Origin of the sequence: Gordonia humi (genome assembly GCF_014197435.1) — a bacterium.
Classification (GTDB): Bacteria; Actinomycetota; Actinomycetes; order Mycobacteriales; family Mycobacteriaceae; genus Gordonia; species Gordonia humi.
In genome coordinates, this window is sequence record NZ_JACIFP010000001.1 from 512,849 (window position 1) to 537,971 (window position 25,123).

Below are 25,123 nucleotides of genomic sequence, written 5' to 3' on the forward strand. Positions count from 1 at the left end.
CACAGCGGCCTTCCACGCCGCCCGACAGAAGAGTCGACGCCGTTCTGGTCGTCGCCGTCGGCGTCGGCGGATACGCGATGTACAGATCGGCCAAGGGCGAACCGCTGATCCCGGCCCTCGCGCTGCGATCGTCCGACGATCCGGGACCGGATCCGTTCACTCGGCCGGTGCAGCTCACGAACCGGCAGGTCTCGTCCGACTCCGCGCGACGCGGCGGAAGCGAACTGGGCGTCCGTGCCGTCAGCGGCACCGAACCGGGCTTGTACGGGACCACCGGCTCTGCGGCGTGCGACACCGCGGCACTGGGCAATTCACTCGTCAACGATCCCGCCGCGGGCAACGCCTGGGCCAGTGTGTTCGGCATCCGTCGCATCGACATCCCCTGGTATCTGAACACCTTGACGCCGGTGGTCCTGACCGCCGACACGTGGGTCACCAACCACGCCTATCGCAGCGGTGTCGCGAGTCCGTTCCAGTCCGTGCTGCAGGCGGGCACCGCCGTCTACGTCGACGCCGCGGGCGTTCCGCGCGCCGTGTGCACGTGCGGCAACCCGCTGCTGCCGCCCGCCGCGGCCCCGGTCGGCGGCTACCGGGTGGTCGGACACCCGTGGCCCACCTACCGGACCACGAATGTCCAGCGCGTGTCATACACGGTGAACAACACGACGAATAACACGACGGTCGTCCCGTCGACCCCCGCCGGACTCACCGAACTCCAAGTCCGCAACATCGTCACCGACATGATCGAGGCGCTGCGCGTCGGCGACCTCCTCGAGAATCTCGGCCCGGCTCCCGCCGACCAGCACCTGCCCGATCCGTTCACGAGCAACGTCGCGCCGTCGTTCACCGGCGACGCGGCCGCCGAGAACGGCCTGCGGGACGGCAGCCCCGAAGCAGCGCCCGCGGTGCTGTCCGCCGCCCGCGACAACAACGGAGTGCCCGCCGTGGAGGAGCAGGCGGGCGAACAGCAGTCCGCTGTCGATCCGTCGAGCACGGCGAGTGCCTCGTCCGAGTCGACGGAGGCGAGCGAGTCGTCGGCCGCGCCGACACCCACCGACTTCGGGTCGTCCACCGGTGACGCGATCGGTTCGCTGACGTTCTCCGACGACGGCCACGACGTCACGTGCACACTGCCGCCGACGTTCTCGTCGTCGCAGGTCGTCGCCACCTGCGACGACGGCGGCGCACGCGAGTTCGCGGCCGCCGACCTGATGGAGTCCGCGGTCACGCAGATCGTGGCCGCGTCGGCGGACCGCGTGTGGACGGTGTCCACGGTCGCCGGCCAGACGCTGACGGTGACCAGCGCGTCGTGGCAGACGCTGGTGCCGGAGACCACTCAGGAGACGACCACGGCTCCCGAGACGACCGATGAGACGGCTCCGGAGACGACGGCTCCGGACACGACGGCGGCCGAGACCGCATCGGGGACTCCGGAGACCACGGACTCGCCGTCGGCCGAGGCGGAGTAGGGCGCTCCGGCGACACGCCCCGGCGACGAGGTGTTTGAGACGTCTCGTGATGTCAGTCTCAAATACCTTGACCGGGGCGTTCGCGCGCGGTGAGGCTCGATGGTGAACACTGTTCCGTTTACCCTTCGGAGGCACAGATGAGCACCACCGTCACCTCGTGGCTGGTCCCCGTCCGCCACCCGTCACCCGACGACCTCGAGCTGTGGCTGGAGCGCAAGGCGGCCGCCGGCGAGATCCTCAACCGGATCGACGCCGCGAGTCCACTGCGCATGACGTTCGACAAGGGCGAACCCGCCCGATACCGCTACGCGCTCGAGCGCCGCGACCGCCCGATTCCCGAGCTGTACTTCTCAGCGCGCGAGAAGGCCGGATGGGATCGCGTCGGCTCCATCTCGAACGTCCACGTCTGGCGGCGCGCATACGCGGGCGAGCGTCCTCCCGGGTTCATCGGCGAAGATCTGGGGCGCCGCGCGGCACTCGTCGGCGCGGGCCTCGCTGTGATCGCGGCGATCGCCCTGATCGCCGCGGTAGCGCTCGGCCTGGTCGCGGGTCTCACCGACTTCGCGTCGCCGCACGACTTCTGGATCCCCGCCGTCGCACTGGGTGCGATCGGTCTCGGAGCGGGCATCGCCTCGCTCGTCCTCGGGTTGTCACGGCGCTCGGCGGCAGGCGGTGCCACCGCCGCCGATCGGCGTGATCTGGTCAGCGCGAACTAGGCTGCGTTCCCGCCGGGGACGCCCCGGCGAGATAGGCCGGATCCGGTACGTCCCACACCTGGCGGAATGCGTACTCGACGGCGACGGCCGCCGCGTCGACGTGCCTCTCGTCGAAGTCGAGAATCAGCGTGTCGTCTCCGTGCACCAGCCAGCCCTGTCCGCGCAGCAGCGCCACGCGCGATGCGCGGTCGGTCGATGCCGCGGCGAGTGAGGCGATCTCGATGACTGTCCGCAGACGGCCGTCGTCGGTGATGATCGCGGTGACCTGCGGAGGCTCGGCGCCGCTCGGCGACACGGTCTCGTGTACGGCGAACGGAAGCCCGAGCATCAGGTCGGCGAGGAGATCCGCGAGCCGTATCCGGAAGTCCCGCCACCGAGAGTCGAGTTCGGCGTCGAACGAGGACTCGTCGAATCCGTTGACGTGCTTGATGATCGAATCGGTCACAACACACCTCCGCGTCAGGGACACCAGGTCGTGCACCCCACCGTACCGACGGATCCGACGCTACGGGTGACTTTCCTCACTCGGCGTGGCGTCGCCGCAGACGTCGTCGTCGATGCCGGTCCGGTACGTCGCGCGATCCGACTCGGTCATCGGGTCGGTGGCGGCGCAGATCCAGGCTCGTCCCTGCTCCGGATCGATCGACTGCGAGTACAGCTGCCCTGTCCCGTCCCCGCCGGTCACGAAGCGGTCGCCGTCGCGCATCACGGACGGAAGCACCCACTGCGCCGTCGTGGTGCTCGGCCCTGCCAGGACCGGAGTCACGGCCCGGCGGTCGGACAGTCGGCCGTCGTCGCCGAGCGAGTACGCGATGACGTCCTTCGCCGCGGTTCCCGTCAGGATGGTCCCGCTGTCGGCCAGGACGCCCAGGGTGTCGGGGTGATCGTCCGCCGCGCGGTCGACGAGTTCGCCGTCGTCGACGCTCCACACCGTCAGATCGTCGCCCGCGACGACGAGGTGGCGCCCGCTCGGATCGAAGGTCGCCGCGGCGGCCGGGCTCTCGATGGCGAGCGTGTGCAGCAGTCTTCCGTCCGCGACGTCGTACAGGTAGACACGGCCGTCGTCGGAGGCCACCGCCAGTCGTCGGCCGTCGGGGCTGGCCGTGACCGATCGGACGAGGTCGGCCGGTCCCTCGAGGGGTGTCCCGATCTTGCGCGGAACGGCCGGATTCGAGACGTCCCAGAGTTGCACCGACCGGTCTGAGGCTCCGGTCGCCAGCAGGTCCCGGTCGCCGACGAATGCGACCTCGAACGTGTACCGGGTGGCGATCTGCAGTGTGGTCGCGAGTCTCGGCCGGTCCGGGTCGGCGGTGTCCCACAGCTGGACGGTGCCGCCGTTGTTGTTCGCGGTGGCCGCGAGTTCCCCGTCGGCACTCATCGCGACGTGCGGACGGTCGTTCACCCGACGTTCGAGGGCGACGCCGCCCCGCCTGCTCCAGACCTGTCCGTCGCTGGTCCACAGGTCGAGGCGCGTGTCGCCGCCGACGGTGGCGACCCGGCGACCGCTGCCGCTCTGCGCGATGCCCGAGACGACGACTCCTCGGTCTGGGCGCACGCCCGGGGGCAGCCGCCACACGTCGAGTCGTCCGTCGTCGCGCCCGACGATGAGTTCGCCGCCATGCGGATCGAACGCCGCACTGAACGTCCGGACCGCTCCGCGCCCCGCCGAGTCCATCAGGCTCCACACATGCGGAGGCTCGGTCCGCGACAGGGTGTTCCACACCTGGACTGCGCCGTCGATCCCGGCCTGCGCGATCAGCGGTGACGTCGGATCGACGGCGACCGACCACGAGCCGCCGGTGACGCCGGGCAACGCGGCGCTCTCCACACGAGGTGCGGCGGGGTCGGTGACGTTCCACAACTGCACGTTGGGGCCGTCGCCGCCGACGGCGAGCGTCTGGCCGTCGGGCAGGAAGGCCAACGCGTGCGTGATGTTTCCGAAGCCGCCGATCGGTTCGCCGATCGGCGCCGCCGTGTCGCCGGTGATCCGCCAGAGCCGGACCGTCTGGTCCTCGCCGCCCGACGCGAGCAGTGACCCGTTCGGATCGAACGCCAGGGTGCGGACCGCGCTGCGATGACCACGCAGGACTGCCGTCTGGACCGGCGGTGCGGCGTCGCCGTCCACCCGGTAGAGGACGAGAGTCCCGTCGTCCGACGAGGTCGCGAGCAGGCGGCCGTCCGGACTGAATCGGGTGAGGTACGACGTGCCGCGGCCGGGGCGGAGCTCGGCGATCGGGCGCGGTGACGCCGGGTCGGCGATGTTCCACATCCGAACGGTGCCGTCGCCGCTGGCCGCCGCGATGATCGGACGGGCCGAGTTGAACGTCACGGAGGTCACGTAGTCGTCGAATCCGCCGACGGCGGAAATCTGGGTGAGCGGTGTCGGTCCGTCGTCGTGGTGACGCCACAGCCGCACGGTGCGATCGTTTCCCGCGGTGGCGACGAGTTCTCCGTCTTGCGAGTACGCGATGTCGTAGACCGATCCGTCGTGTCCGTCGACGGTGCGCGCCAAGGGCGTCGAGGCGGCCGCGGTCAGCAGCGCGCGGATCTGCGGGTCGTCACCGAAGCGGTGCTCGGCGGCCAGGAGGAGTCTGGACGCCAACGACGGGTCCGACCCGATGAGACCGTCGATGTTCGACATGAGTGCGGTCCGCTCGGCGTTGTTTCGCTGCCGCTCGAGATCGCCTGCCTGTCTGCTGGCGGTGACAGCGGAGACGGCGGCGACCAGAGCCAGGATCACGACGAGCGCTCCGGCCGCGATCAACGTTCCTCGACGGTTCCGTCGCCGCTTCACCGAGGCGTCGAGGAACTCCTGTCCCCCGACCGGTAGGACGTGACGCCGCAGCTCACCGAGTTCGTTGAGGTTGTCGAGCGCGTGTTCGAGTCGTCCGCCGCTGTAGAGGAGTTCGCTGTTGCGCTCGGCGTCGTTCCACGCCTGGGCGTCGACGGCCAGCTGCTGGCGCCATTGGAGCGTGTCGGCGTCCTCGGCGATGCTCCTGCTCAGTCGCGGCCACGAGGTGAGGACGGCGTCATGGATGAACGTGACCGTCTGCCCGGCGGTCAGCAGGCGAGCATCGGCGAAACAGTCGACGATCCGTTCTGCGCGGCCGGGGAATCGGCGGCGGAGATCGTCCATGTCGACCACGGCGCGCATCGGCACCCCGCGCGGTCCGAACTGGACGAGCGACAGCAGGAGCGCCCGCGCCGTGTCCTGGTCGTCGGCGTCGAGGGTGTTCCACGCGGCTTCGGCGGTGTCGGCGATCGCCGAGGCGATACCGCCGAGGCGATTGTAGGTCTCGACGGAGACGGTGCTGCCGGTCCGGTTGGCCCACAGCCGCTCCAGCGTGTGCGCCAGCAACGGCAGTCGGCCGGCCCGTTCGTCACCGAGCGTCGCCTCGTGCAGGTCGCGGATCAGGAGTTCGGCGAGTCCGGAGTCTATTCGTCCGCCGGCCAGACGGATGGGCTCGCGGATCACCTCGCCGAGTTGTTCATCGGTCATCTCGCCGACGATCACCGCGCGCTCCTGCCACGCGTGGGCGAGGAAGGGCACGTCGAGACAGGCGTCGAAGAAGTCGGCCCGAATCGCGAGCAGGACGGGAACCTCGCGGGACACCTCCTCGACGACCGACAGCCGGTCCTCCCGGTCGGCGGCGTCCAGGGCGAACACCTCTTCGAACTGATCGACGACGACGAACTCCGGCCGACCGTCGGCCGTCGAACGGAGCCGCCCGATGTCGGCGACGGCGATCCTCTCCGGTCGGCTCCACCGGTCCGAGGCGCCGGCGAGTCCCGCGCCGAGGACCGACGACTTTCCCGATCCGGACACGCCCGTCACGATCACCACGCGCGGCCCGCCCGCGTCGACCACGCGGTCGAGTTGTGCGGTGAGTGCGGTGAGTGTGGCACCTCGACCGAAGAAGAGGTCGGCGTCGTCCGCGGTCATCGCGTCGAGACCACGGAAGGGGGTGCCGCCTCGCGGTGCGGTCTTCGCATCGCCCGCTGCGCGACCCTGCGCCCGCGCCCACAGCTTCTTCCACTCCGGAAGAGGCATCACATCGGTGGCTCCCGCATCGACGGCCCGCATCGTCAACCAGGTGAGGAGGGGTTCGACCACCGCGTAGTCGTGCGGGATGTGCCGGCCGTTGCGCCAGTCGCTGACCCTCTGCCGGGACACGGTGACGTTCGGCCGGGACACCGCCTTGGCGGCTGACTCGAGTGTGGGCCGCCCGGCCTGAAGGAACAATGCCTTCAGCGCTTCACCGAACGCGTCCCCCGGCGGACTATTGGACACGTGTAGAGAATAGTCGCACCGCGACACCGGATCTGCACCCCTACAGGCGAAGTGGCCTCGCGCTGCGACGCGCGTATGCGGCCAGCAGACGACGCAGCGGGAACGACGCCCCTTCGAGAATCGATGTGATGTGCCACATCGCCCGTACGTTCGATGGATCACGAGCTCGACACATGAATTTCGGAAGAATCTCGCATACGGCCCCGACATGGGTATTCGAGTCACACGAATACGCTCCGGGCGGCGTCACAATCACTGGCCCACAGCAGGATTTCAATGGGATCTCGATGCTGTTTCCACACGGTGTCCAATCCCACATCGAGGGACGAAAGTTTCACGGGATCGTTACACGCCGATAGAGTGTCACGCGGAATCGCCCGACGGTCGACAAGTGTTACGTCGTCTGCCGAGGCCGAGGAACGCCGCAATGGCGGGGCGGACCTCAATTTCGAGTAGAGAGTAGTTTCGTATGAGTGCCTGGGACCCCAAGGTTCAGGAGATCTTCGACGCAGTCGACCACCGCAACCCGGGTGAACCCGAGTTCCAGCAGGCCGTCCGCGAGGTCTTCGACTCGCTGAACCCGGTCATGGCCAAGCATCCCGAGTACATCGACGTGCTCACCCGGATGTGCGAGCCGGAACGACAGATCATCTTCCGTGTGCCGTGGACCGATGCCGAAGGAAACGTTCGCATCAACCGCGGCTTCCGCGTCGAGTTCAACTCGGCGCTCGGCCCTTACAAGGGCGGCCTCCGCTTCCACCCGTCGGTGAACTTGTCGATCATCAAGTTCCTCGGCTTCGAGCAGATCTTCAAGAACTCCCTGACCGGCCTGCCCATCGGCGGCGGCAAGGGCGGCTCTGACTTCGACCCCAAGGGCCTGTCCGACCTGGAGATCATGCGCTTCTGCCAGTCGTTCATGACTGAGCTGTACCGCCACATCGGCGAGTACACCGACGTTCCCGCCGGTGACATCGGCGTCGGCGGCCGCGAGATCGGCTACCTGTTCGGCCAGTACAAGCGCATCACCAACCGCTACGAGTCCGGCGTCCTGACCGGCAAGGGCGTGTCGTGGGGCGGCTCGCTGGTCCGCCCGGAGGCCACCGGCTACGGCACGGTGTTCTTCGTCGACGAGATGCTCAAGAGCAAAGGCGACAGCTTCGAGGGCAAGAAGGTCCTCGTGTCCGGTTCGGGCAACGTCGCGACTTACGCGATCGAGAAGATCCATCAGCTCGGCGGCACCGTGATCGGCTGCTCGGACTCGTCCGGCTACGTCATCGACGAGAAGGGCGTCGACCTCGAGATCCTCAAGGAGGTCAAGGAGGTCCGTCGCGCACGTCTGTCGGAGTACGTCGAGCTGCGCGGCAACGGCACCAAGCTCGGCACCGACGGTTCACTGTGGCACGTCCCCGCCGACATCGCACTTCCGTGTGCGACGCAGAACGAGCTCGACGTCGACGACGCCAAGGCCCTCGTCGCCAACGGTTGCACCATCGTCGGTGAGGGCGCCAACATGCCCACCACCCCGGAGGCCATCAAGGTGCTCCAGTCGGCGGGCGTCGGCTACGCACCGGGCAAGGCCGCCAACGCCGGCGGTGTCGCCACCTCCGCGCTGGAGATGCAGCAGAACGCGTCACGCGACTCCTGGAGCTTCCAGTACGCCGAAGAGCGTTTGAACGCGATCATGCGCGACATCCACAACAACTGCCTCACGACCGCCGACGAGTACGGCGAGCCGGGCAACTACGCGACCGGCGCCAACATCGCCGGCTTCGTGAAGGTCGCCGACGCGATGCAGTCGCTGGGCGTCATCTGATCGATCCGGTCCGCCGCGCTGTCTCAGTGCGCCGACCGACAGGCCGCCGTCCCCTCTCAATGGCGCGAGGGGACGGCGGCCTCCTCTTGTTCCACAGCAGCGCGGTCCGCCCTGTGGAATTCCACCCCGGGGCGACGCCGTTCCGCGTCCTCGGCGCCGATACTTGTCCGGACCGGACAACTCGTCATCGCCCATGACCTGCGATTACACCCCGATTTCGCAATCTTTGTTTGCTGAGGTGTTGCCCCGGCGGTTGAATCGTTCTCGGGGAGACGACCTGCCCCACCCGACGGCTCGAGGGGTGCCGACGAGGGGCGGGGACGCAGTACCGCGAGTCCGAGACGAGTCGAGGGGGAACGATGACGGGACACGTCAAGGATCGTGGCCGAGCTCCGGCGACCGCCGCCCGTGAGGCGACGGTCGCCGACTCGACATCACTGCGCACCGCGATGATCCAAGTCGGCGTCCTGGTGGCCGTCGCGGTCGGAATCGTGCTCGCCGTCCTGGCGGCCCCGCCGCGCGGTGACGACTCCGGAGAGCGCCCCCTGGGCGCGTCCTCGGTCGATCGCATCGCACAGGACAGTCATGCGTGACGACGTCGCGCCGGCTCTGGCGATCGCCGTCCGCGCTCTCCTTCTGTTTCTGACACTGCTCGCGCTCGCCGCGGCCGTACTGATCGGGCTGTAGCGCGGGCCGCTACGCCTTCTCCGCGATCTTGTCGACCGCGGCGGCGAACGCCTTGTCGAATGCGGCCCGGTCGGCTTTCGCACCGGGCGTCAGGGGCGAGAACTGCATGCGGACGACGTACCCGTCGACCGACGCGATCCCGGTGAGCGACTGCGTCCTGCTCGTCTGCCCGGACGCCTTCGTGGTGCTGTCCTGACGGTAGACCAGGATCTGATCGCCTGCCGCGGTGTCGGGGGGATCGAGTACGGTGCTCTTGACCGTCGCCTTGAGACCGGCCATCGGTCCGGACGCGAGCGTCGTCGTGACCTTGGCGCATTTGCCGGTCACCGCCGCTCGGTAGTCCTTGATCGGGCGGTCGAGCGCGGTCACCGACTCCACCAGAGTGCCTTCGGTGCCCTTCATCGCGGCGGCGACGCCCACCTGGTCGGCCTTCACATCGTCGGGCAGCACGCCGCCCTTCGCGCACGATGCGGGCGTCACCTTGCCCGTCGACACCGAGTCCGCAGTCTTGGCCAGCTCGAACGCCGCGTCCTTGTCGAAGTCGAGGGACTCGTATCCCGCGGGGAACTCGCCCTTGGCCAGTACCAACGACTGAGCCTTCGAGCCGTCCGCACCCGCCTCACTCGACGACGCCGCACCGGCGCCGTCGTCCGAACCGCATCCGGCGACCAGCAGTGTCGCCGCCGCGATCCCCGCGATGCCGGTCCCCATCGTCGAACGCTTCACGCCTGCTCCATCACCTTGTCGACTGCTCGCACGAACAGTGCGTCGAAACCCGCCTGGTCGGGTCGGCCGGACGGCGTCAGCGCCGTCGACTGGACCGAGACCGTGTATCCGGCCACTTCGGCGTAGCCGATCAGCACCCGTTGCGTCACCGTCACCGACTGCACGCGCGAGGTGGTCGTCTGCTCGACGAACAGCGACTCCGACGCCGCGGTGGTGGGGCCGGCGACGATCTTCTGGTCCGACTCCGCGTCGACTCGCTGACCGTCGACGTTCATGGTCATCGTCAGGTGCGCGCAGTCGCCGCCCGCCTGCCGCCGGTACTCGTCGACGGGCACGGCCGCCACCATCACCGATTCGGCAAGAGACGATTCGGCGCCCTTCGTCGCGATGACCATTCCGAGTTCGTCGACGTCGATCGAGTCCGGCACGGCGGCGAGTTGGAGGCAGTGCGACGGTGTGACGTCCGCGGTCTTGGTCGTCCGCAGCAGCGTGTCGAGGATCTCCTGCATCTGCCCGCGCGGCACCTCTTGCGCGACGTAGCCGCTGGGAAAGTCGGCGGGAGCGAGCACCAGATCGGGGATGCGCGACGGATCTGCGTTCGATCCGTCGCCGCCGACCACCGCACCGCCCTCGGCACGGACGGGCGTCCCGTCGACGCCGCAGCCCACCACCAGTCCGGTCGCGGCGCAGGCCACGACGATCACTCCCGCGGCCCGCATGAACCTGTTCCTCACGAAGACTCCCCCGATGCGTTCGTTCTGCGAATGTCGTTCGAGAAGAGAGGATACGGCCTCAGCTCGTTGCGGCCACCTTCTGGACCGCCCTGGCCAGGGTCGCGTCGAATGCACCACGGTCCGGGGCGGAGCCGTTCGCGTTCACCGCCTGCACCGTGACGAGGTAACCGTCGACCGGAACACGTCCGATCATCATCTCGCGTCGCTCGCCGCGATCACCGGTGGTCGTCGACACCTGCGTCAGCACCACACCCCGATGTCCCTCGATCGTCGGGGTCGTGACGTCGGTCTGCTCGATCGCGACGGTGGTGCCGTCGGCGGCGCCCGCGGTGATCTCGACCGTGACCTTCGCGCACTCCCCGGTCACCGCGGCCTGCAACGCGGCGACGTCGACCGTCGACTCGGCGACCGACTGGCTGAGCGTCGAGTCGCCGTGGACGGCGACGGCACTGCCGGTGTCCGCGTCGTCGGGAGCCTTCGCATCCGACTTGCACGACGCGGGCGTCACCCTCGCACCCTTGCGGCTGTCGTCGAACTGCTCGGTGATGACGCTCTTGTCCTCCTTGCCGAGCTTCACGACGCTGTACCCGGCCGGGAACTCACCGTCGCCCAGCACCGCGTCGAGCGCGCGCTGGACGCCCGGATCGACGGCCTCCGACGTCGCGCAGCCGAGACCGCCCGCGATGATCGCTGTTCCGATGAGGACGGGGCCGACGGCCCGGAAGGTCTTCTGCGACATGCCGACCAATCTACTCAGGCGGCGTCTTTGTAGTAGACGAGTTGGTGGGTCGTCGCGAGCAGCACGTCGCCGCCCCAGATCTGCCCGTACTGGTCGAAGTGCCCGTTGCCGAACCGCGCACCGCGCGCCGTCGCCAGTACCGGATCCGATCCCTGCGCCGCGAGTTCCTCGTTGGTGGCGTGGAAGTACGTGGTCAGCGAGATGGTTCCGGCGGGAAGGTAGGTGCCCTTCCGCAGGAAGACACGCGGGAAGAACGCGTCGGTCATCGACGTGAGCGCCGGGTAGTCGAGAGGCCGCGCCGGCTCGTCGCGCAGCCACAACGTCGACGTCGAGTCGTCACTCGCCGAATCCAGTCCACCGACGACGAACCGCGTGTCGTAGTTGGCCGCCCAGGCGATGAAGTCCGGGAAGTCGACCGCGGGAACGTCCTCGACCGGCGGCGCAGTCGGTGCGCTCTGCTCGGTGTCGGCCCACGTGTCGCGGCGCACGCCGAAGACGGCGGTGCCCGTCGCCACGGTCTTCTCGTTCTGGTCGATGGTGAACGTCCAGTGCTGGTTGGTCCGGTTGGTGCGGATCACGACCAGGTCCAGGTCCCACTCGCCGTCGGCGATCGGTGCGGCGTAGTTGATGGTCAGCGCGAGCGGCTCGCCCAGCGCGTCGGGGTGATCCATCAGGGAACGGACCACGGTGGCGGCCGTGATTCCGCCGAACGGTCCCACCATGTTGTTGTAGGCGGGATGCGTCGTCGCGCGGACGACGTGACCGTCGCGGGCGTCGACCTTCTGAACTGCGGTGGCTTCATCGAAGACATGGGTCATGCTCCGAAACCATACAGAACGACTGTTCTACCGCGATAGGGTGGACTCATGGCAACCCCTTCCGTCCGTGACCGCCTCGTATCGTCCGCGGTCACCATGCTGCGCACGCACGGCGCCGACGGGTTCGGAATGTCGGCGCTTCTGCAGCACAGCAGCGTCGCCCGGCGGTCCATGTACCAGTACTTCCCCGAGGGGAAGGCGCAACTGCTCAGCGAGGCGACGGCGACCGCGGGCAAAGGCGTGTGCGCGTATCTGAAGGCCGCTCTCGCCGAGCATCACACGCTCGACGCGCTCGACCTGTGGGCCGAGCAGTGGAAGTCCTCGATGGCCGCGAGCGACTATGCGCTCGGCTGTCCCCTCGCCGCGGCATCGCTGTCGGCGCATGAGTATCCGGACGCCGCGGCCGAGTCGGCCACCGCGCTGAGCCGCGCCGCGACACTGATCGCCGAGGCGTTGACCCGCGACGGTCTCGACGCCGACGAGGCTCAGTCCGCGGGCCGCGTCGCGGTGTCGAGCGTCGAGGGCGCCATCATCGTCGCCCGAGCCACCCGCTCGGTGCAGCCGTTCGACGACTTCGCCGCGCATGCCCGCGCGGTATGGGGGCCGCGGCTGACATCTCGCACATCGTAGAGTTCGGGGTATGACTTCCTCGACCACAGTGGTGACCGGCGCCGGCCGGGGCATCGGACTGGCCATCGCCCACGAACTCTGCGCCCGCGGGCATCGACTGGTGATCACCGACGTGGACGGCGAGTCCGCCGAGCGCGCGGCGGCGGAGGTCGGCGGCGGGGCCGTCGGACTCGAACAGAACGTCCGCGAGATCGAGTCGCACCGCCGGATCGCCGCCGAGGCCGAGAGACTGGGCCCGCTGAGCGGCTGGGTCAACAACGCGGGTGTCCTGTTCGCCGGCGATGCGTGGACGCAGACCGACGACGAGCTCGCCGCGATCATCGACATCAACGTCCGCGGGGTGATGGCCGGTTCCGCGGCCGCCGTCGACGCGATGGGCCGACGCGGCGGCGCGATCCTCAACATCGCGTCGCTCTCGGCACTCGGCCCGATCCCCGGTCTCGCGCTCTATGCGGCGTCGAAGGCGGCCGTCCTCTCGTACACGACATCGCTGCAGGGCGATCTCAAGCATGCGGGTCTGCCGATCCGTGCCCGCGCACTGTGCCCCGACGTGGTCGGCACCGCGATGGTGACCGACCGGGAGAAGGACGAGGGCGCCGCGCTCCTGTTCTCGGGTCCGAAGCCGTTGAGCCCGGACGACATCGCACGCACGGGCGTCGACCTGATGGAATCACGCAAGCAGATCTTCCGCGTGGTGCCCCGCTGGCGCGGTGCGCTGGTCCGTTCCACCGACCTGGCGCCGTCGGTCGGCCTCAGCGCGCTCGCGCTGATGCGCCGGTTGGGTGATCGGCGGCAGTCGAAGAGTTGATCGACGCGCTCAGGCGCTCGTCACGCCGCCCCGACCGACTCGCCCCGCGTCCGACCGATCGCGACGTTCGCCCCGAGCGCGACGACCGCGGCGACCAGCAGAAGGACACCGACACAGGCGAGACCGCGGCCCTCATCCGGGGAGACCGTGTAGAGGGCCGCGGCGACGGCCGCCCCCAACGCGCCGCCGAGGTTGTGGAACGTCCACGACGCGCCGATCGCGAACCCGGACTCGGCGGACGGGACCGCCGACAGCGCGGCGAGAGTCGCGGGCGCCAGGATCAGCGCCCAGCCGAGACCGAAGAACACGAAGCCGATCAGGAGAACGGCGAGCGATCCCGTTCCCGCACCGATCAGGACGGTGCCGGCGGTCACCGTGAGCGCGGCGAAACCGTAGCGCAGCGGGCCGACCGGCCCCACGCGGTCTACCCACCGCCCCACCCGTGGAGAGGTGACCGCCATGGTGCCGCTCACCAGCAGCAGCGACGCGCCGACCGCCGGTTCGCCGAGGTCGTGGCGGTCGCCCAGATACGGCGGCAGTACGAGCAGCGCGGACGCGTAGAAGGCCGCGAGGAAGAAGTCCGAGAGGAGCGCGGCCCGGAACCGCGGCTGCTCGAACAGGTCGATCCGCAACAGCGGGTGGCTCGCTCGACGCTCGATGCCGATCAGGGCCGCCGCACCGACGACGGCGACCGTCGCCGCGACGTACACGCCGGCGCTACGCCAACCGAGCGTCTCCGGGAGCGAGACGAAGGCCACGGCTCCGGCCACCGTCCCCGCGAGCGCGATCTGTCCGGCGACGTCGACGCCGATCCCGCTGCTCGGCGGCGGCGACGGCACCGCGGCGACGATCAGGGCGATCGCCGCGATCCCGAACGGCACATTGATCCAGAAGACCGACCCCCATCCGAGCACCGGGACCAGCAGACCGCCGAGCACCGGTCCGATGGCGAGACCGACCCCGTTCACGGCGTACAGCCAGCCGACGGCACGTCCACGCTCTCCCTCCGGGAACAGATGTTCCACCAGCGTGGACGTGCCGGTGTACAGCACCGAGCACGCCGCGCCCTGGACGAACCGCGCCAGGATCAGCCAGCCGATGCTCGGCGCGAGCGCCGCCCCCACCGACGCGGCGACGAAGACGACCAGCCCCGCCAGCAGCATCGGACGACGGCCGTACCGGTCGCCGAGTCGGCCTGCCGTCACCATCAACATGGCCAGCGCGGTCAGGAAGCCGCTGAGCACCAGTTGGCTGGCTCCGATCGTCGTCCGCAGTTCCCGCGTGATCGCAGGCAGCGCCGTCGAGACGATGGTGAGATCGATACAACCCAGGAACGACGCCGTGGCGAGACCGATGAACCCCGCCGCGCGGCGCGGGGCCGCCTCGACCCGGACATCGCTCACCGTGCCGACCTCCGCTTCTTGAATCGCAGCGGCAGCCAGGCGGCACCGTCGTCGACGAATCTGGCCCTCGTGGCCGCCATGGCGGCCGATATCTGTTGCGGGTAGACGACGAAGTCGTATCCTTTCGCCGCCCACAGCGGTTGAATGATCGGGACCTCTTCGAGCAGATACGTGCGGCAGCCGTTCCAGATCCGGTCCTCGTCCGGGCCGCCCTCGCCGCGGCGGGCGACGAACCGATCGATCGTGGCGTCGATCGCAGCGGCGTACTCGTCGTCCGACCGATACGCCTCGCGCACCCGATCGAGGGCGCGAGGATAGTCGGGGTCGCTCAGCGCAGTGTCCCAGCGCAGAACGTCGACGTCGGCGGTGAGGAGATCCAGGAGCGGCCGATTGCGCGCCAGCCACTGATCGCCACGGCGGCGGGACAGTTCATAGGCCTCACCGGGCGCCGCGTCGACATTGTGTCGCTGCAACGTGTCGGCGACGGCGACGGTGACCCGAGCGAAGCCGCTGCGGTTGAGGAGGTCGATCGTCGCACCGAACTTCTCCCCTTCGTGATAGTCGGCGCCGACGCTGACCAGCAGAATGGTCGATCGCCCGGTGTACTCGTACTGGAGTCCCTTCAGGTCGAACGCCGCCTTGTGCGACGTCGATCCGACGGGCGCGATGGTGGTCGCGGTCATCAGCTCCACACCGCCAACGGCTCGTCGCCTCCGCGAACACCGATGAACACGCCGACGGTGACGCGCGGACGGTCGGCGGACGGCGCGACGGCGTGGACCCGGCGCGGATCGATGAAGATCGCATCCCCGATCGTCGGTCGCACGGTCAGCGCCGGTTCGCCGACGTCGGCGCGGTCGATGCCCCAGACCCGCTCGCCGGACAGCCCCCGGTAGTCGTCTTCGCTCGGGTACGCGTCCCAGATCTCCAGCTCACCGCCTGCGTCGGGGACGTCGAGGTACACGTTGACCGACAGCTGCCGTCGGATGCCGAGATCGTCGTCGGGGAGGTTCCGGTGCAGGTTGTCGGTGTGCGGTTCCAGATCGACGCCCGCCTGCTGGTATCGGGCGACTCCGACGAAGAACTTTCGGCTGTGCCACGACAGCAGCGTCGCCCCGGAGGGCCACGCCTCGTCGAGCAGGATACGGACGGTGTCGGACGGATACGGGTACGGCGCAGCGCGAGCCCGCAGGTCCCGACGATGGCCGGCGGCGTGGTCGAAGTACGTCGACTCCGCGCCGTCACGGGTCTCGGAGAACGCCTGACCGATGCGTCGGAACTGCGGATCGGTCGCGAGCGGACCGTGATCGTCACGTCCGACGAGTCTCTCGCGCAGCCCGTCGAGCGCCACCGCGTCGACGAGCCCGGTGACCCGCACCGCGAACACGTCGCCTTTGAGGAGGCGAAGCAGGTGGTCGGCGGAGAATTCCTCCGCCGTCGTCGTCGTGACCAGTTCCGATCTCCGTGTTCGGCGGTCGATGATCGTCGTCATACGCGTTCCTCCCCTGTCGGCATGCGCCGTGTCGATTCGTCTGCCTGTCGGATCATCCGATCCAGCGCACGTCGATCGATCAGGAGCGGGCCGACGAGTCGGCGCGGTTCATCGTCTCTGGCATTAGCACCTTGTGCGTCGCCGCTCCCGGCGGAGTGCGGCCCACGGTTGCTGCGGCGTCGAAGAGCCAGTCTCTCGGCCGCTCGTGATGAATCTGTGTGCAGCGCAAACCTAAGCCCCGCCGCGCCGTCGTATCAACAGATGACATCGACGGGTCTCCGGGCCGCCGCAGGTCGGCGGCTATTAATCACCGGGGGCGCAACCGCGTCGAGTGCTGGGCGGGAACAGACGGTGGCGTCGGCTCAGATCTGGCGCTCGAAGAAGATCAGGGTCCCGTCGGGATCGGTGACAGCGAGCGCGTTCGCATCGTCGACGCGATAGGTGTAGCCGTCGTTGACGGCGGTTACGAATACCGACCGGATCCGTCTCCGGTCAGAACGACGAGCGAGACCTCGATGTCGATCGTGTCGCCGCTGCTCTTGGTGACGCCGCGATAGAAGAGCGATCCGTCGTCGTTCCACCGGCAGACGGTCGCGGCCGCGTCGACGGTGTCGACCGAGGCGACGGCCGTCTGGTCCGCGTAGCACTGCGGAACGTCGGCTGACGCCTGACCGGCTCCGAACATCGCGGCTCCGACGCCGACGCCGGCGATCACCGCGGCGGCCGCACCCGTGCGGAACGTCATGCTGTTCATGTCTGACTCCTGTCGTGACGATCTCCGCACCCGGTGTGCGACGCGTTTGACGATTCCGTGCCCGAGACGGTGTGTCTATGGGGACTACTCCCCATCGACACTGGTCAACGACGGTCTTTGGCGTCGTCCGTACGAAACGCATCGCCGAGGCCGCCGTCATGGCGTCCGTTCGCCGGGCGCGTTCAGAGATCGGTTCGAGGCGTCACCACACACGCGGCCGGAATGTCGTGGACGCGTTCGGCGAGCCGACGTTCCGCCGCGGCGAGGAGCCTAGTAGGGCTGCGGCGACCGGACGGTCCGGATGCACGCGTCACGATCGTGACTCCGACGCGGCCGACGTCGTCAGTCTCGACCGCCACGTCTTCCGCGGTAGCGGCCCCATGGGGCCGCAGGAGCCAGCGGGTCGGAAGGGCGTGACGAGTTGTCGAGGATAGCTCGCGGGGTAGTCGGGTTTGGCGGCTATTCCCAGGTCCGAGCTGGTGAACCGCCGGGATCGGTCGTAGGAGAACGTTCCGGCGAGGTGATCCCAGACAAGGGTGAACAGGCCGAAGTTGACGTCACCGTCGCCGGGATGCTTCAGGTGATGGAATCGGTGTCCGGCGTTGAGCGCGAGCACGTATCGCATGGGCCCGACGCGGTAGTCGGCATTCGAATGCTGCATCAGCAGTTGCACGGCTACGCACACCGCCAGGGCGGAGGCGACGGAGGTGGGAATGCCCAGCGCTATCAACGGGACAACTCCGCCGAACATCTCGAGTGTTTGGTGCACAGGGTGCTTCATCAGGCCGTTGAGCCCATAGCAACGGGTGACACTGTGGTGGACCGCGTGCAACCGCCACATCCATCCGAAGCGGTGACTGGCCATGTGGACGACGGTGATACCGAAGTCGGCGACCACGATCGAGACGACCACCTGGGCCCAGAAGGGCCACGACGTCGGCCACCACGTGTGCGGTCCGCGTGCGGCGGCGAGAATGGGGATGATCGCAACGCTGAGCAGGATGAGCGACTCGTTGACGAGACCGTGCAAGGCGTCACGCAGACGATCGTGACGAGGTCTGTTCCAGTCACGCTGGTAAGGGATGAGTCGCTCGGCGCCGAACGAGACGGCGATCGCGACGAGCACGACACCGACGAGCAAGACTCGCGGAGCACCCGATGCCGCGAGGCAGACGGCGGTTCCGTTGACGCCGACCAGCATGACCAGGGGATATCCGTAGCGCAGCAGTGAATTGATCATGGACTCCACGGTGCATCCGCGCCGACGACCGGCGCTTGAACAGATCGATCAGACTATGACGATCGCCCGCGTCAGCTCCAGCGGCGACATGCCGAACATCTCTCGGCAGACTCTGCTGGCGTGTGCACCGTCGGCGAAACCCACCTCGTGGGCCGCATCGGTGATAGACGCACCCGCCCCCACCGAGCGCGCGGCTTGACGCAGCCGTGTCCAGCGGACCCAGGCCGGGAAGGATATCCCCATATCGGCTCGCCAGAGTCTGTTCAGGTGCGGCACGGACACGTTCACAGCCGCGGCGATCTCACCGAGCGACGTCCGCCCGGTGACCCGTTCCGACAGAACGTCGAGTGCGGCACGCACGTAGGGATGCATACCGTCGACCTCGTCGGCGCCGGGCACAGCACTGAGGTGCTCGACGAGCGGTCTGTGACGCGCCCGGTCGTCCAGTGCGTCCAACGGCACCGGCCAGCTCCCGACGACCTCGCCGAACACCTCGCTCCACTCGGCGGGAGGCCGGTCGGCCACCATCTCGCGAGTATCGGCGCCCCGCAGCGTATCGACGTCCAGGTAGATCGTCGTGGCGACCGCCGAACCGGGGCCGGGACGCAATGCGTGGGCGACGCCGCCGGGGATGACGATGCCCGATGTGGGCCCGACCGTCTCCGTTTCGAGTTCGACGGAGACTCGTCCCGTCGTCACGTGCACGATCTGATGTGCGCCGTGGCGGTGGAGATCGGTGGCACCGACGACACCGGAATACGCCAGAGCCCCCACTCCCACGGTGACAGTGCCCGCCCATTTCGCTCCGGCCACGTCGCACGGGTCCTCCGGAAGCGGACTCGGAACCCTCGTCATGAACGCATGCATAACACGAGTAGCCTCATCCGCGGCCGTCCGGCATCGCCTAGACGGTATGGGGTGATGCTCGGCTCCTGTCGGTGTTGCGGGCCTGGGCCTCACATTCGACTGGCACTCGGTGGGCGCCGTCGACGCTCAAGCGCATGCCGCGCAGCGAGACCGTGGTCCCGAAGGGCACCGTCTTCACCATGGCCGTCGTCTTCGGCAGGTCGAGTTCGCGACAGACATCACTCACCGTCCACTCGGGGACATCGGAGGAGAAGAGGTCGAGGACTCGCGTCGCTCGCTCGAGGCCCTCGATCATGGCGTAGTCCGGACAACCATGTCATGCACGATACGCGGACAGCCCTGCAGTCACCGATGTAATGATGTCGATCACCGAGGCGTGCGCTCGAGGGTTCCCATCCGAGTCACCGCCTCGGTCAGGATCGTCTTCGACGTCGCGAGGTTCAGACGCACATGTCCTGATCCACCGGAACCGAACACGTGCCCAGTACTGAGCGCGACGCGCGAGTGCTCGAGGAATGCCTTCGCCGGGCCGGCCAACTCGCTGACGATCCCGGGTCCGTCGGTTCCATCAGCGTCCTCAAAGCCGAGCGGCCGGCAGTCGAACCATGCGAGATACGTTCCCTGGGGAGGCGCGTACCGCACGTCGGGCAGATGCGTGGCGAGCAACCGCCCCAGCAGGTCCCGATTCTCGGTCAATCCAGCAAGCAGTGCGTCGAGCCACTCTCCGCCCTCCGCGAAGGCCGCGGTGTGCGCGAGGACGCCGAAGTGACTCGGCCGGACCGACACACGCCGTATATCCGCTCGGATCGGCGATGACCTGCACGTTCGCGCCATGTTGGCGGTGCTTCCCCGAGTATCAAAGGTCACCGCCGGGTTCGGACTTGGCCGCGCATCGATCAGTCGCGATCAACGTTCCGTTCAGGCATACGATCGTCCAGTTCTCGACAGCCGCGCGGGCGAGGAGGTCGTCGAGCGTCGGGGCGTGGACGGCGATGACGTCGATCGCTTCGTGGAGGTAACGGTACGCAGTGGCGATGCTCCCGCCTGCGTCGGCGGCCAGGATCTTCAGATCCGTCGCTTCGCGAAACCACCGCAGGACCATGATCGCTTGAGGAAACAGCAGTTGCCGCCAGATGGTGATGTGGGTGCCGTGTCGTGCTCGGTGTTGACTAGCCGCAGCACGCCATCGACGACCATGTGAAGACCGGGCGGTGGTCTGCGGGGCACGCCGGAGAGATTCGTGTCCTTCGGAAGTATAGGTCCATCATGAGCAGCCGCTCGTCATCGCGATCAGCCACGGTAGTGCGACTGCCGTGGTGAGCGCGACAAGGGTCATATTCTGTAGAGATGCCGCGACTATCGTGGTTCGTCGGTGTCCTTGAGCGGGTTCGTCACTGTCGAGAAGAGTGCGGATTCGGTTAGGTCCGACGGCGTGAAGTGCGAGATCGCCTGCAGCCGATGGCGCCGAGTTCGCGTCATGGTGGATCAGTTTGAGAAGTGCGGAGGCCAACGGGCGGGCGCCGGTGATCTGCCGAGCAGCGTTGTCGGCGGCGATCTCCAAATACAGCGGGACGGTCGACGCGGAGCGGCTGATGAAGGGTATCGGTTTGAAGACATGCGCGAGTTCGTGACTGATCGCTGCGATCACGTGGTGGTGTTGTGTCAGGTGCGCGCGCTCGTGGGCGAGCACTGCGTCGAGTTCGTCGCCGGAGAGGGCCGCCAGAGTCGCTGTGCTCACAACGATTCCGCCCTGGCGTCGAGGCAACGCGAACGGCGAGGCCCGGCCGTCGGGAAACACGAGTACCCGATACCCGCGAACCGTGGTTGCGTTCGATCTCATGCGGATTTCCGCCCCGGCCCGACGGGCCCGACGTCCCCTGCTGCGCACGCGTAGTACGACCGCGAGTACCGCGATGACCACGAGCAGGGCGGGGCCTGTCATCACGACGATGGTTGGAATTCCCAAACGGAACAGCGGTTCGGTCCACGGATTCGAGGATTCGAGACATCGTCGGCAGATGCCCGCCGATTCTTCACTAGTGTCGCGTGTCGTTAGATAGTTTATGGTTGTGCTTTCTTCAGGATTTCGTCGGCGGTCGTGGTCCAGACGAAGGGGTGTTTGCGGTCGTTCCAGCCGTTGATAAAGGCGCGGATTTTGGCGTTGAGGTCTTTGACTGAGGTGAAGACGCCGCGGCGGATGGCTTGGCGGTCGATGATGCCGAACCAGACTTCGACGAGGTTGAGCCAGGAGCCGGAGGTCGGGGTGAAGTGGATGTGAATGTTCGGGTGCTGCTCGAGCCAGTCGCGGACTTCAGCCTTTTTATGGGTGGCGTAGTTGTCCATCACCAGGTGTAGTTCCCGGTTGCCGTAGGCGCGGTCGATCTGCCGCAGGAACGCCAGGAACTCCTGGTGGCGATGTCGTGGCTTGACGGCTGCGGTGACTTGTCCGGTCGCGATCTCCAACGCGGCGAACAGTGTGGTGGTGCCGTGTCGTTTGTAGTCGTGGGTGCGGCGTTCGATCTGTCCCGGCTGCATCGGGAGCATCGGTGCGGTCCGATCCAGGGCCTGGATCTGGGATTTCTCGTCCACGCACAGTACGATCGCGTTCTCCGGTGGCTCCAGGTACAGGCCGACGACGTCGGTGACCTTGGCGACCAGTTCGGGATCGGTGGAGAACTTGAAGGTTCCCGACCGCCACGGCTGAACCCCGTATTCGCGCCAGGCACGGGCAACGGTGGCGTTCCCGATCCCCAAATGGCCGGCCAACAGGCGTGAGGACCAGTGCGTGACGCCGTACTTCTTCGGCGGTGGCATCAACGTAGCCGAAACGACCTCGGCATGATCGAGATGCCGCGGACGGCCCGGTCGGTCAGCATCGAGGAGGCCGTCCAGGCCGCCATGAAGATAGCGGTCACGCCATTTGAGGACCGTCGGCACCGACGTCCCGACCACCTCGCTGATCCGCGTGTTCGCCACACCCGCAGCCGCCAGCGACACGATCCGCGCACGCCGCACCAGGCCCGCCGACGTCGAGGTCGACCGCAACAGCCGGTCCAGTTCAGCAGCATCGCCCTCACGCAATTGCAGCGCCGGGGCCGGAGAATTCGCCATATCCCATTATCGCAAGCCGCAAACCATCAACTCATTAACGACACGCGACACTAGATCGGCCGGTCGTCATCCATGCGAACAGCGGTCCAGTCGAAGCGAAAGCGACGAGCCACACCGCCACACCACCGATGAGCAGAAGGGTCGCCAGTCGCGGATAGCGTGCCAGTGCGGGCGACGCCACACGGATGAGGCGCGGTCCGGCGACCGCGCTGATCAGCAGAGCAGCGAGGAGCGCGACCGGCAGCACCGCTGGAGTCACGATGATGTATCGGTGTCGTCGGCGTTGGGATCAGTGCGCTGGAGATAGTCCCGAAGCAGGTCGGCATCCTCTGCTGAGATGCGGTCGACGAAGTGCAGGATCGACGCACCGTGATCCCGACTGCTAGCGAGGGCCTGGCTCATCAGGTTGGCGGCGTGCACATCGCGATCATGGCGGGCGTGGTATTGCACGAGCCGCCGACGTCGGTGCGCGCCGACCAGGTTCTTGCGCTCGAGATTCTGCAGCACCGTTGCGATCGTTGTATAGGCGGGCGTGGTCGGCAGGCTCGCGATGATGTCGCGGATCGACGAGGGCCCCCGATCCCAGAGCACGTCCATCACCTGCTGTTCCAGCGGTCCCAGCCGAACCGGCTGTCCAGAGGTCACGACATGCCTCCGCCGACGGCTGGTCGTGGACAACGATCGCGATTATGCAGACGTATCGCCAGCGCCACCCATAGCAGCGTGATGCCGACGAGTGCGAGTACCGGCTGAAGTGGCGCGAACCAGGATTGCGCACCGGCGTACCCGAAGGCCATCAACGCAAACTTGTTGCACACCGGGCAGCCGACCGCGAACCACGACGCCACCGCACCCACCAGGCCGAACCGGCCCGGCGCCGCCCGGTCGTCGCCGGGGCCCGACGCGGGCGCCGAATCCACGTACGTCGCTGCGAGAAGACCCGTCAGCACCGCGGTGATGACGAGTACCGGGTAGTTCCACATGACCGGCGCGATGTCACGACCGAACAAGTTGTTCGGGATGAGAACGGTGACCACACCGATGAACACACCGACAACACCGGTGACGACGACGCCGACGGCACTCTCGCGCAATGACGCCTGCTGGAGGGCATCCACCACGTTCCGTGGAGCACTCCGCAGGGCCAGCCTGATCTGAGAAGACTGCATGCCCCGATTATGCACGACGCTCGACTATTCTGCATAGTAGATTACTATCCAACTTAGTAACTGTGACGACGATCGGAGCATGCGTGAACGACAGTGGGATCTCGTGGGCGAAAGTGCTGATACCGAGTGTGATCGTGGTCATCGCCGCAGCCCTGGTGGCCTTCGTGATCGTCAACGACGCGAGCGACAATCAGCCCGCGGTATCGGCGGACTCCAGCGAGCCGTTCCCCTACGACATCGGGATCGAGCGCCGTTCGGCGGCCGACCCTCTGGCGTTCGGGCGTATCGACGCCCCGATCACGATGGTGGTCTTCAGCGACTACCAGTGCCCCTACTGTGCGCAGTGGTCCCGCGACTCACTTCCGGCCATGTTGGCCAGAGTCGACACCGGGCAACTCCGAATCGAGATGCGGGACGTGAGTGTCTTCGGCGAGCCCTCACGACGAGCCGCCCAGGCCGCTTATGCGGCCGCCCGCCAAGATCGCTATCTCCAGTTCCACGATGCTCTGTTCGCCGGCGGTGAGAAGCGTCCGGCAAGCGAGCTCACCGATCAAGCCCTGATCGACACGGCGACCAGGTTAGGTCTCGACATCACCAGATTCACCGCCGACATGATGTCGGCGTCAACGCGCGTGGCGGTGGATCGCAACGAACACGACGCCACCACCGTGGGCGCATTCTCCACGCCCTCGTTCATCCTCGGTGGCCAACCGATCGCCGGAGCGGGCCCGACCTCACTGTATTTGGACAAGCTCGACGCACTGCTCCCAGGCGGCGAGTAGCGGCGTGGACATCGGAATGGTCGCCGCTTTCGCGGGCGGCGGACTCGCCCTGCTGAGCCCATGTGCGGCATTGCTGCTGCCCGCATCTTCGCATCGACGGTCGGCACCCGAGGCCGACTGCTTGTACACGGCGTCGTGTTCTACATCGGTCTGTTGACTACCCTGATCCCCGTCGGTATAGGCGTCGGCGCGATCGCCGGCCTCGTCGCACGGCATCGTTCGATGATCATCGCGGTCGCCTCCGCCGTGATCATCTTGCTCGGGTTGCTACAGCTGGCCGGGCGCGGGTTCGACATGGGCCGCATGGTCCCGGGAATTGCTCGTCTACAAGAGCAGTCATTGCATCGAGCCGGTTGGGTCAAGACACTCATCCTCGGCGCGGTGAGCGGTGTCGCAGGGTTCTGCACGGGCCCGATTCTCGGCGCGGTGCTGACCATGTCCGCATCGCGCGGGATGAGCGGCGCCGCCGTCCTGCTCGGAATATACGCCCTGGGCATGGTCGTACCGTTGATCGCGATCGCGACCGTATGGAACCGCATGGGCGATCACACCCGGAGACTCCTCCGCGGCCGCGAACTAAGGCTCGGCGCGGTCCGCATCCACACAACGAATCTCATCTCCGGGCTGCTGCTCGTCGCCGTCGGTATCGCGTTCTGGCGTACTAACGGGTTCATCAGCGTTCCCGAGCCCATCGACGCCGACACCCAGCTCAGCCTGCAGGACGCCGTTGCCCTTCTCGCCGATCCGGTCATCGACATCGTCGCCGTCGTCGCGATCGCGGCGGCACTTCTGTTCTGGTGGTGGCGGCGCGACCTCAAGCATTCGACAGACAGCTCAGCCGGGGAGAATCGATCGGGCGAGTGAGGTTGTGTGC

Annotated in this window: 26 protein-coding genes, 1 pseudogene and 1 riboswitch; of the genes and pseudogenes, 8 read left to right on the forward strand and 19 right to left on the reverse strand. The window is 67.6% G+C overall.

Annotation, left to right across the window (positions count from 1 at the left end; all coding sequences use genetic code 11):
- The first annotated feature begins 77 nt into the window (after positions 1 to 77).
- Both BKA16_RS02315 and BKA16_RS02320 read left to right on the forward strand, forming a co-directional pair.
- A complete protein-coding gene (locus tag BKA16_RS02315; RefSeq protein WP_183369073.1) occupies positions 78 to 1,469 on the forward strand; it encodes a DUF6777 domain-containing protein in 1,392 nt (463 codons plus the stop codon).
- A gap of 137 nt (positions 1,470 to 1,606) precedes the next feature.
- Entirely contained in the window at positions 1,607 to 2,185 is a 579-nt protein-coding gene (locus BKA16_RS02320) for a DUF2812 domain-containing protein (protein ID WP_183369075.1), read from the forward strand.
- Here the strand turns inward: BKA16_RS02320 and BKA16_RS02325 are convergent.
- Both BKA16_RS02325 and BKA16_RS02330 read right to left on the reverse strand, forming a co-directional pair.
- Entirely contained in the window at positions 2,172 to 2,630 is a 459-nt protein-coding gene (locus BKA16_RS02325) for a TY-Chap domain-containing protein (protein WP_183369077.1), read from the reverse strand. The two genes, BKA16_RS02320 and BKA16_RS02325, sit on opposite strands and share 14 nt — an antisense overlap.
- Before the next feature lie 60 nt (positions 2,631 to 2,690).
- Positions 2,691 to 6,476, reverse strand: coding sequence for an nSTAND1 domain-containing NTPase (locus tag BKA16_RS02330; protein WP_183369078.1), 3,786 nt, complete (start codon positions 6,474 to 6,476; stop codon positions 2,691 to 2,693).
- A 469-nt stretch (positions 6,477 to 6,945) separates the two neighbouring features.
- On the opposite strand from BKA16_RS02330, the gene gdhA reads away from it, so the two are divergent.
- Together gdhA and BKA16_RS02340 are read left to right on the forward strand one after the other, a co-directional pair.
- On the forward strand, positions 6,946 to 8,289 hold the full coding sequence (gdhA, locus tag BKA16_RS02335; protein WP_183369079.1) for an NADP-specific glutamate dehydrogenase: 1,344 nt from the start codon (positions 6,946 to 6,948) through the stop codon (positions 8,287 to 8,289).
- 359 nt (positions 8,290 to 8,648) lie between these two features.
- Positions 8,649 to 8,882 (forward strand): hypothetical protein, encoded by a 234-nt coding sequence (locus tag BKA16_RS02340; RefSeq protein WP_183369081.1) that lies wholly within the window; start codon positions 8,649 to 8,651, stop codon positions 8,880 to 8,882.
- Positions 8,883 to 8,985: 103 nt separating this feature from the next.
- On the opposite strand, the gene BKA16_RS02345 is transcribed toward BKA16_RS02340, so the two are convergent.
- The 4 genes from BKA16_RS02345 to BKA16_RS02360 are packed head-to-tail and all read right to left on the reverse strand — an operon-like array spanning position 8,986 to position 11,993.
- Positions 8,986 to 9,702 (reverse strand): DUF5642 family protein, encoded by a 717-nt coding sequence (locus BKA16_RS02345; protein ID WP_183369083.1) that lies wholly within the window; start codon positions 9,700 to 9,702, stop codon positions 8,986 to 8,988.
- A complete protein-coding gene (locus tag BKA16_RS02350; protein ID WP_183369085.1) occupies positions 9,699 to 10,436 on the reverse strand; it encodes a hypothetical protein in 738 nt (245 codons plus the stop codon). The genes BKA16_RS02345 and BKA16_RS02350 overlap by 4 nt, the downstream gene beginning before the upstream one ends.
- A 58-nt stretch (positions 10,437 to 10,494) precedes the next feature.
- A complete protein-coding gene (locus BKA16_RS02355; RefSeq protein ID WP_183369087.1) occupies positions 10,495 to 11,175 on the reverse strand; it encodes a hypothetical protein in 681 nt (226 codons plus the stop codon).
- Positions 11,176 to 11,189: 14 nt separating this feature from the next.
- The gene (locus BKA16_RS02360) at positions 11,190 to 11,993 is read right to left on the reverse strand and encodes an acyl-CoA thioesterase (protein ID WP_183369089.1); all 804 of its coding nucleotides are present in this window, start codon (positions 11,991 to 11,993) and stop codon (positions 11,190 to 11,192) included.
- A gap of 48 nt (positions 11,994 to 12,041) precedes the next feature.
- On the opposite strand from BKA16_RS02360, the gene BKA16_RS02365 reads away from it, so the two are divergent.
- Both BKA16_RS02365 and BKA16_RS02370 read left to right on the forward strand, forming a co-directional pair.
- Positions 12,042 to 12,623, forward strand: coding sequence for a TetR/AcrR family transcriptional regulator (locus BKA16_RS02365; protein WP_183369091.1), 582 nt, complete (start codon positions 12,042 to 12,044; stop codon positions 12,621 to 12,623).
- Positions 12,624 to 12,633: 10 nt separating this feature from the next.
- Positions 12,634 to 13,431 (forward strand): SDR family NAD(P)-dependent oxidoreductase, encoded by a 798-nt coding sequence (locus BKA16_RS02370; RefSeq protein ID WP_183369093.1) that lies wholly within the window; start codon positions 12,634 to 12,636, stop codon positions 13,429 to 13,431.
- A 20-nt stretch (positions 13,432 to 13,451) separates the two neighbouring features.
- Here the strand turns inward: BKA16_RS02370 and BKA16_RS02375 are convergent, their stop codons facing one another.
- The 13 genes and pseudogenes from BKA16_RS02375 to BKA16_RS02435 all read right to left on the reverse strand — a co-directional run bounded on the left by BKA16_RS02375 (position 13,452) and on the right by BKA16_RS02435 (position 23,467).
- Positions 13,452 to 14,834, reverse strand: coding sequence for an MFS transporter (locus tag BKA16_RS02375; RefSeq protein ID WP_183369095.1), 1,383 nt, complete (start codon positions 14,832 to 14,834; stop codon positions 13,452 to 13,454).
- Entirely contained in the window at positions 14,831 to 15,517 is a 687-nt protein-coding gene (locus BKA16_RS02380) for a tRNA-dependent cyclodipeptide synthase (RefSeq protein ID WP_183369097.1), read from the reverse strand. Before BKA16_RS02380 ends, BKA16_RS02375 begins: the two co-directional genes overlap by 4 nt.
- Complete coding sequence (locus BKA16_RS02385; protein WP_183369099.1) at positions 15,517 to 16,326, reverse strand: 2OG-Fe(II) oxygenase; 810 nt, start codon at positions 16,324 to 16,326, stop codon at positions 15,517 to 15,519. Before BKA16_RS02385 ends, BKA16_RS02380 begins: the two co-directional genes overlap by 1 nt.
- 105 nt (positions 16,327 to 16,431) lie before the next feature.
- Positions 16,432 to 16,541, reverse strand: a riboswitch (SAM riboswitch).
- Positions 16,542 to 16,789: 248 nt separating this feature from the next.
- Positions 16,790 to 17,080, reverse strand: coding sequence for a hypothetical protein (locus BKA16_RS02390; protein ID WP_183369101.1), 291 nt, complete (start codon positions 17,078 to 17,080; stop codon positions 16,790 to 16,792).
- Positions 17,081 to 17,390: 310 nt separating this feature from the next.
- The gene (locus tag BKA16_RS02395; protein WP_183369103.1) at positions 17,391 to 18,320 is read right to left on the reverse strand and encodes a sterol desaturase family protein; all 930 of its coding nucleotides are present in this window, start codon (positions 18,318 to 18,320) and stop codon (positions 17,391 to 17,393) included.
- Between the two features lie 48 nt (positions 18,321 to 18,368).
- Positions 18,369 to 19,175 carry a helix-turn-helix transcriptional regulator gene (locus BKA16_RS02400; protein WP_183369105.1) on the reverse strand — a complete coding sequence of 269 codons (807 nt, stop codon included), beginning with the start codon at positions 19,173 to 19,175 and terminating at the stop codon, positions 18,369 to 18,371.
- Between the two features lie 49 nt (positions 19,176 to 19,224).
- The gene (locus BKA16_RS02405; RefSeq protein WP_183369107.1) at positions 19,225 to 19,482 is read right to left on the reverse strand and encodes a helix-turn-helix domain-containing protein; all 258 of its coding nucleotides are present in this window, start codon (positions 19,480 to 19,482) and stop codon (positions 19,225 to 19,227) included.
- A gap of 71 nt (positions 19,483 to 19,553) precedes the next feature.
- Positions 19,554 to 19,961 (reverse strand): annotated as a pseudogene (locus tag BKA16_RS02410) (cystathionine beta-lyase); the annotation flags it as partial.
- A gap of 82 nt (positions 19,962 to 20,043) precedes the next feature.
- Complete coding sequence (locus tag BKA16_RS02415; RefSeq protein ID WP_183369109.1) at positions 20,044 to 20,289, reverse strand: hypothetical protein; 246 nt, start codon at positions 20,287 to 20,289, stop codon at positions 20,044 to 20,046.
- A gap of 162 nt (positions 20,290 to 20,451) precedes the next feature.
- Complete coding sequence (locus BKA16_RS02420; protein WP_183369111.1) at positions 20,452 to 21,129, reverse strand: M56 family metallopeptidase; 678 nt, start codon at positions 21,127 to 21,129, stop codon at positions 20,452 to 20,454.
- A gap of 119 nt (positions 21,130 to 21,248) precedes the next feature.
- Positions 21,249 to 22,298, reverse strand: coding sequence for an IS630 family transposase (locus BKA16_RS02425; protein WP_183369113.1), 1,050 nt, complete (start codon positions 22,296 to 22,298; stop codon positions 21,249 to 21,251).
- A gap of 255 nt (positions 22,299 to 22,553) precedes the next feature.
- On the reverse strand, positions 22,554 to 22,943 hold the full coding sequence (locus BKA16_RS02430) for a BlaI/MecI/CopY family transcriptional regulator (protein ID WP_343067250.1): 390 nt from the start codon (positions 22,941 to 22,943) through the stop codon (positions 22,554 to 22,556).
- The gene (locus BKA16_RS02435) at positions 22,940 to 23,467 is read right to left on the reverse strand and encodes a hypothetical protein (protein ID WP_183369115.1); all 528 of its coding nucleotides are present in this window, start codon (positions 23,465 to 23,467) and stop codon (positions 22,940 to 22,942) included. The genes BKA16_RS02430 and BKA16_RS02435 overlap by 4 nt, the downstream gene beginning before the upstream one ends.
- Positions 23,468 to 23,550: 83 nt before the next feature.
- On the opposite strand from BKA16_RS02435, the gene BKA16_RS02440 reads away from it, so the two are divergent.
- Together BKA16_RS02440 and BKA16_RS02445 are read left to right on the forward strand one after the other, a co-directional pair.
- Complete coding sequence (locus tag BKA16_RS02440; protein WP_183369117.1) at positions 23,551 to 24,249, forward strand: thioredoxin domain-containing protein; 699 nt, start codon at positions 23,551 to 23,553, stop codon at positions 24,247 to 24,249.
- Between the two features lie 60 nt (positions 24,250 to 24,309).
- A complete protein-coding gene (locus BKA16_RS02445; RefSeq protein WP_345300964.1) occupies positions 24,310 to 25,113 on the forward strand; it encodes a cytochrome c biogenesis CcdA family protein in 804 nt (267 codons plus the stop codon).
- The last annotated feature ends 10 nt before the right edge of the window (positions 25,114 to 25,123 follow it).

Bases quoted from the DNA above. Each gene is read 5' to 3' on its own strand.
- BKA16_RS02315 (WP_183369073.1), top strand. From the start codon at position 78: ATGTACAGATCGGCCAAGGGCGAACCGCTGATCCCGGCCCTCGCGCTG.
- BKA16_RS02320 (WP_183369075.1), top strand. From the start codon at position 1,607: ATGAGCACCACCGTCACCTCGTGGCTGGTCCCCGTCCGCCACCCGTCA.
- gdhA (WP_183369079.1), top strand. From the start codon at position 6,946: ATGAGTGCCTGGGACCCCAAGGTTCAGGAGATCTTCGACGCAGTCGAC.
- BKA16_RS02340 (WP_183369081.1), top strand. From the start codon at position 8,649: ATGACGGGACACGTCAAGGATCGTGGCCGAGCTCCGGCGACCGCCGCC.
- BKA16_RS02355 (WP_183369087.1), bottom strand. From the start codon at position 11,175: ATGTCGCAGAAGACCTTCCGGGCCGTCGGCCCCGTCCTCATCGGAACA.
- BKA16_RS02360 (WP_183369089.1), bottom strand. From the start codon at position 11,993: ATGACCCATGTCTTCGATGAAGCCACCGCAGTTCAGAAGGTCGACGCC.
- BKA16_RS02365 (WP_183369091.1), top strand. From the start codon at position 12,042: ATGGCAACCCCTTCCGTCCGTGACCGCCTCGTATCGTCCGCGGTCACC.
- BKA16_RS02370 (WP_183369093.1), top strand. From the start codon at position 12,634: ATGACTTCCTCGACCACAGTGGTGACCGGCGCCGGCCGGGGCATCGGA.
- BKA16_RS02380 (WP_183369097.1), bottom strand. From the start codon at position 15,517: ATGACCGCGACCACCATCGCGCCCGTCGGATCGACGTCGCACAAGGCG.
- BKA16_RS02385 (WP_183369099.1), bottom strand. From the start codon at position 16,326: ATGACGACGATCATCGACCGCCGAACACGGAGATCGGAACTGGTCACG.
- BKA16_RS02390 (WP_183369101.1), bottom strand. From the start codon at position 17,080: ATGAACAGCATGACGTTCCGCACGGGTGCGGCCGCCGCGGTGATCGCC.
- BKA16_RS02395 (WP_183369103.1), bottom strand. From the start codon at position 18,320: ATGATCAATTCACTGCTGCGCTACGGATATCCCCTGGTCATGCTGGTC.
- BKA16_RS02400 (WP_183369105.1), bottom strand. From the start codon at position 19,175: ATGACGAGGGTTCCGAGTCCGCTTCCGGAGGACCCGTGCGACGTGGCC.
- BKA16_RS02405 (WP_183369107.1), bottom strand. From the start codon at position 19,482: ATGATCGAGGGCCTCGAGCGAGCGACGCGAGTCCTCGACCTCTTCTCC.
- BKA16_RS02415 (WP_183369109.1), bottom strand. From the start codon at position 20,289: ATGGTCCTGCGGTGGTTTCGCGAAGCGACGGATCTGAAGATCCTGGCC.
- BKA16_RS02420 (WP_183369111.1), bottom strand. From the start codon at position 21,129: ATGACAGGCCCCGCCCTGCTCGTGGTCATCGCGGTACTCGCGGTCGTA.
- BKA16_RS02425 (WP_183369113.1), bottom strand. From the start codon at position 22,298: ATGGCGAATTCTCCGGCCCCGGCGCTGCAATTGCGTGAGGGCGATGCT.
- BKA16_RS02435 (WP_183369115.1), bottom strand. From the start codon at position 23,467: ATGCAGTCTTCTCAGATCAGGCTGGCCCTGCGGAGTGCTCCACGGAAC.
- BKA16_RS02445 (WP_345300964.1), top strand. From the start codon at position 24,310: ATGTGCGGCATTGCTGCTGCCCGCATCTTCGCATCGACGGTCGGCACC.